Annotated in this window: 9 protein-coding genes; 4 read left to right on the forward strand and 5 right to left on the reverse strand. The window is 66.0% G+C overall.

Features of this window, described 5'->3' with window-relative positions; translation table 11 throughout:
* Positions 1-172 precede the first annotated feature (172 nt).
* The 4 genes from QTI04_RS00650 to QTI04_RS00665 all read right to left on the reverse strand — a co-directional run bounded on the left by QTI04_RS00650 (position 173) and on the right by QTI04_RS00665 (position 3,544).
* Complete coding sequence (locus QTI04_RS00650; RefSeq protein WP_286613752.1) at positions 173-994, reverse strand: alpha/beta fold hydrolase; 822 nt, start codon at positions 992-994, stop codon at positions 173-175.
* A gap of 107 nt (positions 995-1,101) precedes the next feature.
* Positions 1,102-2,187 (reverse strand): hypothetical protein, encoded by a 1,086-nt coding sequence (locus QTI04_RS00655; RefSeq protein WP_286613753.1) that lies wholly within the window; start codon positions 2,185-2,187, stop codon positions 1,102-1,104.
* Entirely contained in the window at positions 2,184-2,705 is a 522-nt protein-coding gene (locus QTI04_RS00660) for a hypothetical protein (RefSeq protein ID WP_286613754.1), read from the reverse strand. The genes QTI04_RS00655 and QTI04_RS00660 overlap by 4 nt, the downstream gene beginning before the upstream one ends.
* A 17-nt stretch (positions 2,706-2,722) precedes the next feature.
* Entirely contained in the window at positions 2,723-3,544 is an 822-nt protein-coding gene (locus QTI04_RS00665; RefSeq protein WP_286613755.1) for an alpha/beta fold hydrolase, read from the reverse strand.
* A gap of 171 nt (positions 3,545-3,715) precedes the next feature.
* Here QTI04_RS00665 and QTI04_RS00670 point away from each other — a divergent pair, with 171 nt between their 5' ends.
* The 4 genes from QTI04_RS00670 (at position 3,716) to QTI04_RS00685 (ending at position 10,089) form a co-directional block, all read left to right on the forward strand.
* On the forward strand, positions 3,716-6,574 hold the full coding sequence (locus QTI04_RS00670; RefSeq protein ID WP_286613757.1) for a winged helix-turn-helix domain-containing protein: 2,859 nt from the start codon (positions 3,716-3,718) through the stop codon (positions 6,572-6,574).
* A 371-nt stretch (positions 6,575-6,945) separates the two neighbouring features.
* On the forward strand, positions 6,946-7,722 hold the full coding sequence (locus QTI04_RS00675) for an enoyl-CoA hydratase/isomerase family protein (RefSeq protein ID WP_286602602.1): 777 nt from the start codon (positions 6,946-6,948) through the stop codon (positions 7,720-7,722).
* Positions 7,723-7,725: 3 nt separating this feature from the next.
* Positions 7,726-8,745: a tripartite tricarboxylate transporter substrate binding protein gene (locus QTI04_RS00680; protein WP_286613759.1), complete on the forward strand. Its 1,020-nt coding sequence runs from the start codon at positions 7,726-7,728 to the stop codon at positions 8,743-8,745.
* A 117-nt stretch (positions 8,746-8,862) separates the two neighbouring features.
* Complete coding sequence (locus QTI04_RS00685; RefSeq protein ID WP_286613761.1) at positions 8,863-10,089, forward strand: acyl-CoA dehydrogenase family protein; 1,227 nt, start codon at positions 8,863-8,865, stop codon at positions 10,087-10,089.
* A gap of 82 nt (positions 10,090-10,171) precedes the next feature.
* Here the strand turns inward: QTI04_RS00685 and QTI04_RS00690 are convergent, their stop codons facing one another.
* Entirely contained in the window at positions 10,172-11,140 is a 969-nt protein-coding gene (locus QTI04_RS00690) for a tripartite tricarboxylate transporter substrate binding protein (RefSeq protein WP_286613763.1), read from the reverse strand.
* Between the last annotated feature and the right edge of the window lie 113 nt (positions 11,141-11,253).

Here is an 11,253-nt window from a genome sequence, read left to right on the forward strand (position 1 = left end):
GACGCGATACGCAATCTCCTGCCCGTCGACATTGATGCGCAGCGTGGGAGCGGTGGTGGTGGGCGAGCTGGGCCCCGCCGCGCCGGCAGGCGGCACCATGAGCTCAAGAGGCCGAGCACTGCGGCCACGGAGAGCTTGAAGGCCTTCATGATTGGCCCCGGACGCGCGGAGATCAGTCTTTGATGAACGCGAGCAGGTCGGCGTTGATCACGTCGGGGTGCGTCGCGCACATGCCATGCGGCAGGCCGGGATAGACCTTGAGCTTGGCGCCTTTCACCAGTTCGGCCGACACCAACCCCGAAGCGCTGATCGGCACGATCTGGTCATCGTCCCCGTGCATCACAAAGGTCGGCACGTCGATCTTCTTCAGGTCTTCGGTGAAGTCCGTTTCCGAGAACGCCTTGACGCAGTCGTAGTGCGCCTTGATGCCGCCGATCATCCCCTGCAGCCACCAGTGCTGGCGGATGCCTTCGGAGATCTTGGCGCCGGGGCGGTTGTAGCCATAGAAGGGCAGGGTGATGTCGCGGTAGAACTCGGCTCGGTTGCCGGCGACGCCGGCGCGGATGCCGTCGAACACGTCGATAGGCAGGCCGCCTGGATTGGTTTCCGACTTCACCATGATCGGTGGCACCGCGCCGATCAGCACGGCCTTGGCGACACGCTTCGTGCCGTGGCGGCCGAGATAACGCGCCACTTCGCCGCCGCCGGTGGAGTGCCCGACGTGGATGGCGTCCTTCAGGTCCAGCGCGGCGGTGAGCGCGGCGAGATCGTCGGCGTAGGTGTCCATTTCATTGCCGGTCCACGTCTGCGTCGAGCGGCCGTGGCCGCGCCGGTCGTGCGCGATCACGCGGTAGCCTTGCGCCAGGAAGAACAGCATCTGGTTGTCCCAGTCGTCCGCCGACAGCGGCCAGCCGTGGGAGAAGACGATCGGCTGGCCCTGGCCCCAGTCCTTGTAGAAGATCTCTGTGCCGTCCTTGGTCGTGATCGTGCTCATGATGTTCCTTTCCAATGGTGTGTCGCCGCGCGAAAGCCTCTTGGACGCCGCGCGCGGATTCGGCGGCCGAGGCGGGGAAATCGGTTTCGCTTTCAAGCCACGCGCAGTCAGTGCATGGCGCCGGGGATCCTGAAGCGGACCAGGTTCCACCGGGTCACCCGCTCTTCCCACTCGTCGCCCTCGGCAGCGGTCAGCGGCAAGGCCAGGTTGGTGACCACCATCCAGTCGCCCTGCACGGCGGTGGTGGCGGGAAACAGCAGGCCTCGCGGCGCACCGTCATGGCCGATGCCTTCGAACTCGCCGGCACGAACCAGGGTCCGGCCCTTTTCGTCCAGTCCGAGCACGACGTCCGCCTGGTTGGACGCGATCCACAGAAGTCCCTTGTAGAACAGCAGGCCGTCGGCGCCGAACACGCTTTCCGCGACGATCTCGATAGCGCCGGTGGAAGGCTTCAAGCGCAGCAGCCGGCCGTCTCCGGCGTTGTTGACGTAGAGGGCGCTCTCGTCGGTATTGAAGGCCAGCCCGTTGGCGCCGAAGGGCAAGGCGCCGGCAGTGGCCAGCAGCGGATCTCGCGACAGCAGCTGCAGCGCGCATGGTGCGCAACTCGTCGCTCGCTCGATGCGGTAGATCGCGCCCTGGAACGAGTCGGAGATGTAGAGGTTGCGCGCCTTGTCGAAGACCATGCCGTTGGGTGCCGCGAAGCCGCTCGACCCGAAGGTGATGACGTCCTTGCTGCCGTCGGGGTTCGAGATCGATCTCGGCGACGGTGCAGGCGGCGTCAGCGCCTTGAACTCGACCAGGTCCTCGACCGGAGTCGAGGCGGTGAAGTCGGCGTCGATGCGCTGCAGCTTCGACGCACCGAAGTTCAGGATGTAGAGCTTGCCGTCGGCATACTCGATGCCGGTCAGGGGGGTGGCCCCGAAGCTCTTCTGGGCCAGCAGCCGACCCTCCTGCGAGTAGCGAAGAATTTGGTTGTTGCGCGCCGCCTCGGGCATGCGCGCATCGAAGGTCGCGACGTAGATCTCACGGGTCACCGGGTTGGAGGCCAGTCCTTCGGGATGGCGGACGTTGTCGGGAAGGCTGATGAAGGGCTCCACCCTGATGCGGACCGGACCCTGATCGGCCGCCTGCGCCACGCCGGCCAAGCCGAGCAGCACCAGGGCGGATGCAAGGAAGCAGCTGAACGGGTTCATGGCTGTGCACCCTGCCCGGCCGGCATCGAGGCTTGCGAGCGAAGTCCGAAGAGGCGGCGAACCTGCAAGGCGGCCCCGGCGACGAACAGGACGAAGCAGGCTCCGACGGCTTTCTGTAGGGCCGGATCCTCGGGGCCGGAGAACAAGGGGGCACCGAGTGGCAAGCGGGTGAAGGTCTCGGTCAGTCCCGGAATCATGTGGAAGAACAAGGTTGCGCTGTAGCCGACGGTCGCCACGTAGGGCGAGGCGTTGCCGAAGACGCGCCGCCTTGTCGCCAGCCCTGCGAGCCCCAGCACCAGCAGCGTGACAACGCCCAGCGCGTGCGGCTTGCCAAAGCCGCCATGCTGGAAGATGCCGAAGCCGGTGAGACAGGTCAGCACCGTGGTCCAGAGGTAGACGCGCCCGAGCCCCGTGGCGGGCGAGATCTCAAGATGGCGCACGAGCGCAAGTACGCCCGATGCCAGCGCCACGAGGCTGATGGCCGTGTGGATCGCGCCCAGGGATGTCAGTCCAAGCATGGTGTTCTCCTTTGAGTTCAGTCTTCCAAGAAAGCCAGGAGGTCGGCATTGACCCGATCTGCCTGCGTCGTGCAAATGCCGTGCGAGCCGCCCGCGTACACCTTGAGCGTCGAGTTCCGGACGCGCTTCGATGCTGCCGAGGCGGAAGCGACGAAGGGCACGATCTGATCGTCGTCGCCGTGAATGAACAGCGTCGGTACATTGAACTTCCTGAGGTCGTCGTTGAAGTCCGTCTCTGAGAAGGCCTCGATGCAGTCGTATTCGGGCCGGATGCCGCCCCGCATGCCTAGCAGGCAGAACGAATCGATCACCCCGTGCGAAGGCGTCGCGCCGGGCCGGTTGTAGCCATGGAACGCCTTGGCGAGATCCTGGAAGAACTGCGGTCGGTCGGCCGCAACGCCGGCCCGGATGCCGTCGAACACGTCGATCGGCAGCCCCTCCGGGTTCGCGGCCGTCTTCAGCATGAGCGGAGGCACCGCACCGATAAGCACGATCCGCCCGATCCGCCGGGTGCCGTGGCGGCCGACGTAGCGGGCCACCTCGCCTCCTCCGGTCGAGTGTCCGACCAAGGCGGCGGACGTCAGGTCGAGTGCTTCGATCAGGGTCGAGAGGTCGTCCGCGAAGGTGTTCATGTCGTGGCCGCCCGCCGGCTGGTCCGAGCGCCCGTGCCCGCGGCGGTCGTGCGCGATCACGCGGTAGCCGTTGTGCAGCAGGAACAGCATCTGCGCGTCCCAGGCATCCGCGTCGAGCGGCCAGCCATGGGAGAAAACGACGGGCCGGCCCGAGCCCCAGTCCTTGTAGAAGATCCTTGTTCCGTCCCGGGAAGTGACGTAGCTCATGGCGTGCTCCTGATCCAGCGGGCGATGGCGCAAAGGTACCGGCGCACCTCCTGGGTGTCCCGGATGCGCGCTGGCGAAACCTGAAAACACCTGAAACCTTGTGCATTCACCCCGGGCACCAACGCCCCTTAAACTCCGCCCACCCGGCTGCGCAGCCCCGCCCCTCTTAGGATGAAACTCGCCGCTTACCCGAGCCCGTCGTTTGCATTCGGCCGCTGCCAGGTATCTGTCCAGCGGCGTGAGCTGCTGCGCGAAGGCCGCCCCGTCAGCCTGGGCGGCAGAGCTTTCGACATCCTGATCGCCCTCGTCGAAGGTCGAGGCGCCGTGGTCACCAAGGACGAGCTGATGCTGCAGGCCTGGCCCGGCCGGATCGTCGAGGAGAACACGCTGGAGGCGCAGATCTCGGCGCTGCGCCGCGCGCTGGGTGATGACCGGATGGTGATCCGAACCGTCGCCGGCCGCGGCTACCAGTTCGTCGCCGAGATCGCGGACGGGCTCGGCGTGCCGGAGGCCGAGGGCCTGCAGGCCGTGTCTACCGTCGCTTCGGCTATGCGTGCGCTGCCGGTGAGCGTGACGCCTCTGATCGGGCGCGAGGCCGCGCTGCGGGAGATCGTCGAGCTGGCCGCGAGCAGCCGGCTGATTACCCTCGTGGGAGCCGGCGGTGTCGGCAAGACGCGGCTTGCCATCGAGGCCGCCCGTAGCCTGGCAGCCGGCTTTCCCGATGGCGTGTCGATCGCCGAGTTGGGGCCCGTTTCGGCGGCGGAGTTTCTTCCCGCCACCGTGGCGGAGGCGCTCGGCTTTCCGCAGGGCGCAGGTACCCCTTCGCTGGACCGCATCGCCTCGGCGATCAGCCATCGACGCATGCTGCTCGTGCTGGACAACTGCGAGCACCTGGTCGACGCCGCGGCGCAGATCACCGAGAAGCTGTTGCGCGCCGGGCCGTTCGTCAGCGTCATCTCCACGAGTCGCGAGGCGCTCAAGGTCGACGGCGAGTACGTCTACCGGGTCGCGTCGCTCGATGTGCCCGGCGAGGAGGTCCGCGACGTCGACGAACTGCTGGCCTACGGCGCCCTGCAGCTTTTCGATGCCCGCGCCGCTTCCGCCGGTGGCGAAGAGTCGGCCGGCAAGGCGCAGGCTGCCGAGCTCAAGGCGCGCATCTGCCGGCATCTCGACGGCATTCCGCTTGCCATCGAGCTGGCCGCGGCACGCGTGCGGGTCTTTGGACTCGAGGGCGTTGCCGACCGCATCGACGACCGGTTCAATTTGCTCACCGGCGGCGTCCGGACCGCCCTGCCGCGGCAGAAGACGCTGCGCGCCGCCTTGGACTGGAGCTACGAACTCCTGTCTGCGCAGGAGCGCGAAGTCCTCGGCAGGTTGGGCGTCTTCTTCGGTTCGTTCTCCATGGAGTCGGCCTCGGCCGTTGCTTCCTCAGCGGACATTCCGTCAGCCGCAGTGGTCGAGTATCTCTCGCAACTGGTGGAGAAGTCGCTCATCACGGTGGATGGTGCGGCCCGCGCGAAGTACCGCCTGCTGGAGACTACCCAAGTCTATGCGCGAGAGAAGATGCAGGCTCGGGGCGTCCTGCGGGAGTATTCGCTGCGCCACGCGCAACACCACCGCGACCTCTTCGTGCGCGCCGAGATCGAGTGGGAGACCCTGCCCACGGCCGAATGGGTCGCCCTGTACGCCGGCCATCTCGAGGGTCTGCGGACAGCGGTCAACTGGAGCTTTTCGCCGGAAGGCGACCCCTCGCTCGGCGTTGCGCTGACCACGAGCGCCGTACCGCTGTGGATGCTGTCCGGGTTGCTCGAAGAATGCCTGGCGCGTGTGAACCAGGCCTTGGCCCACCTCGACGACGAGGAGGTGGTGGACAGCCGATCGCGGATGAAGCTGTATGCCGCGAAGGGCGCCTCCCTGCTGTACCAGGGCGTCGGCTCGGAGACCGGCGCCGCCTTCAGGCGCGCGCTCGACTACGCAGAGAGGCTGGGCGACGATGAGTACCGGCTGCGCGCGATCTGGGGGACGTGGAGCGTCACATACCTCAACGGCAACTACGAGGCCGCCCTGGCGCTGGCCCGGCGCTTCTCGGCACTGGCCGACGCGCGGCCTCACAAGGCCGACCGCCTTGTCGGCAGCCGAATGACAGGCATGTCGCTGCTCTGCCAGGGACGCTTGGGCGAGGCCCGCAGCGGGCTGCAACGCGTGGCCGAGCGCTATGAGGCGCCGGTTTACCGCTCGCACCAGACCCGCTTCATCTACGAGCAGAAGACGATTGCGCTGAGCTCGCTGGCGCATACGCTGTGGCTGCAGGGCTTTGCGGATCAGGCCATGCGTGCGGCGCGGCAGGCGGTGGAAACCGCACGCACACTCGACCACGCGCCTTCGATTTGCTATGCCCTCACCGAGGGGCTGTGCGCTATCACCGTCCTGACCGGAGGCGCGTCCGCGCTGGGGGATGCGGCCGCAGCGGCCGTCGCGGCCACGCGCCGCCACGGCATCTCGACCTGGAAGGCCCGCGGACGCTTGTGGAACGGCCTGCTCGCGCTGGGCGCCGGCGACGGCCTGGCCTACGAGCGTGACCTGCGTCCAGCCTTCGACGAGATCGGCGAAGCGCTCTACGTGCTGCACTACACCGGTTTCGTCTCGGCGGTCTGCGAGGCCCTGGGCCTTATCGATCGCGAAGACGAGGGGATTGAACTGGCCACGGCAGGCATCGAGCGCGCCCGGCGCTTCGAGGATCGGTGCTCCTTGTCGGAGTTACTGCGCGCGAAAGCGAACCTCATGGGCCGGAGGCCCGAGACAAGCCACTTGGCCGAAGCCCTGCTGGTCGAAGCAGTGGAGACATCCCGGCAGCACGATGCCCTGGCCTGGCGGCTTCGATGCGCGACGGGCCTGGCGGGCGTGTGGATGAAGGACGGCCGGCAGGAGGATGCGCGCAGCTTGTTGCAGCCGGTGTACGAAGACTTCTCGGAGGGATTCGACACGCGTGACCTGCGGGCGGCCAGGCGTCTGCTCGAGGCGATGCGCTAGCGGCGAAGTCAATTCAAGTTTTGCCCAATAGCTGGCAAAGGCCGGATTTCGAGGTGACGGACTCGAAAGCGGTGCCGACACCCTTCGCGCACGGTTCGCAATCAGTCCTGAAGCTGATGTACAGGCTGCTTGAGCGACGGCTCATGGCTGCGGATTCAACCGGTCGCAACGCCGTTTGCTGTCGTACATGCCTGGCAGTACCCCAAATTTGGACAGCCAGCTTTGAGCGATGAGCTCTCCGTTTCCGCTCAAGCGACTTGCCGAAAAGTGCATACCAGCTCTGTGGGAGGGATGGCTTCGTCGAGGGAGTCCCGTCACTAGACTGGCAACACCGAACAAGACGAGCGCGTTTCGCGCCGGAAATGGAGACCATGGACGACCTGACCCAACTCAACTACGAGCTGAACAACTTCGTAGCCACCCTCACGCTCAACAGCCCGCCAGTGAATGCGCTCACGCGCACGCTCAACGACGAACTCACGCTGGCCCTCGATCGGATCTCGGAGATGGACGAAGTGCGCGTCGTCGTGCTGACCGGCGCGGGCAAGGTGTTCTGTGCCGGCGCCGACCTCAAGGGCCGCGCTTCGGTCATCAAGGGCCCGGGCGACCTGCCCGCGCATTCGAGGCGAACACGCGAATGTTTCCATGCGATCCGAGAATGCGCCAAGCCGGTGATCTGTGCGATCAACGGCGCTGCGCTCGGCTCCGGTGTCGCGATGGCCGCCTCCAGCGACATCCTGATCGCATCGGAAAAAGCATCGCTCGGCCTGCCCGAAGTCGACGTGGGGCTGCTCGGGGGCTGCCGCCACGCGATGCGGCTCTTCAGCCACTCCCGCTTGCGTCGGATGATGTTGACCGGCATGCGCGTACCAGGGGCCGAGCTCTATCGCCTCGGCATCATCGAAGAGTGCACGTCACCGGAGGATTTGATGCCGAAGGCGCTGGAGATCGCGGCCACCATCGCGTCCAAGAGCCCGGTGTCGACACGCATGGGCAAGCACACGCTGAACGTGATCGAGGACATGAGCCTGCGCGATGGCTATCGCTACGAACAGGACATGACGGCGCTGATCGGCAAGACCGACGACGCGAAGGAAGCGCAGCGGGCGTTTGCGGAAAAGCGCGCGCCGGTCTTCACGGGACGCTGAGCCATGGCGCCCGCTGACTCACGCTCACGTCCGGGCAACCTGCACCCGACGCGACGCGGGATGCTGCTGGCCTGCGGGTTGTTCGGGCTCTCGGCGCTGGGCCTGCCTGCCCATGCGACCGGGTATCCGGACAAGCCGATCCGCCTCGTGGTGCCGTTCCCCGCAGGTGGCGCGACCGACCTGATGGCACGCACCATGGGTCAGAAGTTGGCAGAACGACTCGGCCAGGCCGTGATCATCGACAACCGCGCCGGTGCTGGCGGCGGCATCGGCGCCGAAGCCGTGGCGACTGCGGCACCGGATGGCTACACACTGCTGTTCGCCACCATGGGTTCGCTCACCATCAACCCTAGCCTGTACAAGAACCTGCGCTATGACCCGGCCAAGAGCTTCGAGCCCATCACGCTGACCCACAACACGTCGAACCTGCTCGTGGTCAATCCGGACGTGCCCGCCAAGTCGGTGGCCGACCTCATCGAGCTTGCGCGCAAAAAGCCCGGGGAGCTGACCTTTGCATCGGCGGGCAACGGCACGACCAGCCACCTGTCCGGCGAGCTCTTCAAGAGCCTGGCCAAGGTCGACCTGACGCACGTCCCCTACAAGGGGAGCGCGCCCGCGATGACCGACTTCCTCGGCGGCCGCACTTCGATGATGTTCGACACTGCGTCGAACTTCGTCGAATACGTCAAGACCGGGAAAGTGCGCCCGCTCGGGCTCACCGGCCGCAAGCGCCTGCCGACCATGCCGAACGTGCCAACCATCTCGGAAACACCGGGCATGGCCGGCTACGAAATGTCGCTCTGGCTCGGCGTGCTCGCGCCGGCCGGCACGCCCAGCAACATCGTCGCGAAGTTGCATGACGAGATCGGCGCGGCCATGTCGTCGCCTGACATCGTCCGGCAGATGGCCGATGCCGGCATCGAAGTTCGTCTCAGCACGTCGAAGGAATTCGCGGCACTGATTCGCGCGGATACAGCGAAGTGGTCGGAGGTGGTGAAGCGCTCGGGCGTGCGCCTCGACTGATTTCCGATCGCCAGCCGCCTCGTCACACGCGAGACGGCTTTTTTCCATCGGCAGCGTTCTAATCTTGAACAGCAAGCGTCAGGACCGGACGCGGCCCTCAAGACTGAAGGACACACCATGTTTGCCGAACCCTCCCCCAAGACACAGGACCTGCTGCAGCGGATGCGGCAGTTCTTCGACCAGCACATCTATCCCAACGAGGGACGCTACTACGAGGAGATGGGTGCATTCCGTCGCTCGGGCAATGCCTGGCAGGTGTCGCCGTTGATCGAGGAGCTCAAGCCGCTCGCGCGCGCCGCCGGCCTCTGGAACATGTTCCTGCCGCACGAGTATCGCGGCGTGCCAGGTATTTCGAACCTGGACTACGCACCTCTGTGCGAAGTGATGGGCCGTGTCTCCTGGTCCGGCGAGGTGTTCAACTGCTCGGCGCCCGACACGGGCAACATGGAAACCATCGAGCGCTACGGCACCGAGGCGCAGAAGGACCAGTGGCTCGAGCCGCTGCTCGCCGGCCAGATCCGCTCCGGCTTCCTGATGACCGAGCCGGCCGTTGCCTCTTCGGACGCCACCAACATCCAGTGCACCATCACGCGCGAGGGCGACGAGTACGTCATCAACGGCCGCAAGTGGTTCTCGTCCGGCGCGGGCAGCCCGCGTTGCAAGATCTTCATCGTGATGGGAAAGACCGACCCTGACGCGCCGCGCCATGCGCAACAGTCGATGGTGCTGGTGCCGCGCGACACGCCCGGCGTGAGCGTGTTGCGCCACCTGTCGGTGTTCGGCTATGACGACGCACCGCACGGCCACATGGAAGTTCTGCTGGAAAACGTCCGCGTCCCGGTCGGCAACATCCTCCTGGGCGAAGGCCGTGGCTTCGAGATCGCCCAGGGCCGCCTTGGCCCTGGACGCATCCACCACTGCATGCGTTCCATCGGCGCCGCCGAGCGCGCGCTGGAGATGATGTGCGACCGCCTTCGTTCGCGCATCGCCTTCGGCAAGCCGCTGGCCGAGCAATCCGTCTGGCATGAACGCATCGCCGAGTCGCGCTGCCTGATCGACCAGGCGCGATTGCTGACGCTGAATGCTGCCCACAAGATGGACACGGTCGGCAACAAGGAAGCGCGTGCGGAGATCGCCATGATCAAGGTGGTCGCGCCCAACACGTCGTGCAAGGTGGTCGACTGGGCGATCCAGGCGCATGGTGCGGCCGGCGTCAGCCAGGACTTCTGGCTGGCCGAGGCTTATGCGCACCAGCGCACTGTGCGCATCGTCGACGGCCCGGATGAAGTGCACCGCAATGCCATCGCCAAGCTGGAGTTGTCCAAGAGGCCGGCAGCAGCGTAAAGGGAAAAGACTTCAGCGCCCGCACGAGCGCTGAAGTCTGTAATTCGACCGGCCGACTCGGCCGATGCCTTCGGCCGCCGCGCTATTCCAGCTTGGCGCCCACCGCCTTTGCCAGCGAGCCCCAGCGTTCCGACTCCGCGGAGATGAATGCTCCGAATTCCTCCGGCTTGCTGCCGACGACTTCCACGCCTTGCTGATCGAATTGCTGCTTCAGTTCCGGCGAGCGCAAAGCGGCACCGACGGAGGTGTACAGCTTGTTGATGATCTCGGGCGGTGTGCGAGCCGGGGCGAGCATTCCGTACCAGTTGTAGGCCTCGGCTTTGGGCAAGCCCAGCTCGCCGACAGTGGGCACATCCTTGAGCACCGGGATTCGCTTGGCATTGGTCACCGCCAGCGCGCGCAGCTTGCCCGACTGGATGAAGGGCAGCACCACCGGGATGTCGACCATCATCATGTCCACCTGCCCGCCCATGAGGTCCGTCAGCGCGGGTGCCGCACCCCGATAGGGAATGTGGTTCATGTTGAGCTTCGCTTCGCGCTTGAGCAACTCGGCTTGCAGGTGCGGCGTGGTGCCGCTGCCAGCCGAAGCGTAGTTGATCTTGCTGGCATCGCCCGTGGCAGCGGCCTTCAAGTCGGCGAATGTCTTGAACTTCGAGTTGGCAGCCACGACCAGCACTGCAGGCACCTTGAGTGCCTGGGTGACGGCCACCAGGTCCTTCTGCGGGTTGTAGGGCATCGACGGCACGATGTGCGGAACGATGGCCAGTGCGCCGGCAGAGGAGAACAGCAGCGTATAGCCATCCGCCGCCGATTTGGCAACGGCGTCGGCGCCGAGCAGGCCGCCCGCACCACCCTTGTTGTCGATGATGATGGACTGGCCAAGCGACGTACCCAGCCGGGAGCCCAGCGCACGCGCTGTCTGGTCGACAGGACCGCCTGCGGGGAAGGGCACGATCACGCGGATCGGTTTGGTCGGGTAGGCCTGCGCCCATCCTGAAGTTGCGGCCAATGCGAAGGCAAGAGTCGCGGCGGATCTGAAAAGTCGATTCATGGTCAATGTCTCCGGTTCGTGATGAATGGACTTTAGGAACATGGCCGTCGTGTGGCACCGGTCTTCCGCGCAAACCTGCTATGCGGACCGGTACAGTGCAGGCCGCCGGTATG

Source organism: Variovorax sp. J22R115, assembly GCF_030317005.1.
Lineage (GTDB): Bacteria > Pseudomonadota > Gammaproteobacteria > Burkholderiales > Burkholderiaceae_C > Variovorax.

Coding starts and splice junctions, on each gene's coding strand:
- QTI04_RS00650 (WP_286613752.1), bottom strand. CDS start 994: ATGAGCACGATCACGACCAAGGACGGCACAGAGATCTTCTACAAGGAC.
- QTI04_RS00655 (WP_286613753.1), bottom strand. CDS start 2,187: ATGAACCCGTTCAGCTGCTTCCTTGCATCCGCCCTGGTGCTGCTCGGC.
- QTI04_RS00690 (WP_286613763.1), bottom strand. CDS start 11,140: ATGAATCGACTTTTCAGATCCGCCGCGACTCTTGCCTTCGCATTGGCC.
- QTI04_RS00670 (WP_286613757.1), top strand. CDS start 3,716: ATGAAACTCGCCGCTTACCCGAGCCCGTCGTTTGCATTCGGCCGCTGC.
- QTI04_RS00660 (WP_286613754.1), bottom strand. CDS start 2,705: ATGCTTGGACTGACATCCCTGGGCGCGATCCACACGGCCATCAGCCTC.
- QTI04_RS00675 (WP_286602602.1), top strand. CDS start 6,946: ATGGACGACCTGACCCAACTCAACTACGAGCTGAACAACTTCGTAGCC.
- QTI04_RS00665 (WP_286613755.1), bottom strand. CDS start 3,544: ATGAGCTACGTCACTTCCCGGGACGGAACAAGGATCTTCTACAAGGAC.
- QTI04_RS00680 (WP_286613759.1), top strand. CDS start 7,726: ATGGCGCCCGCTGACTCACGCTCACGTCCGGGCAACCTGCACCCGACG.
- QTI04_RS00685 (WP_286613761.1), top strand. CDS start 8,863: ATGTTTGCCGAACCCTCCCCCAAGACACAGGACCTGCTGCAGCGGATG.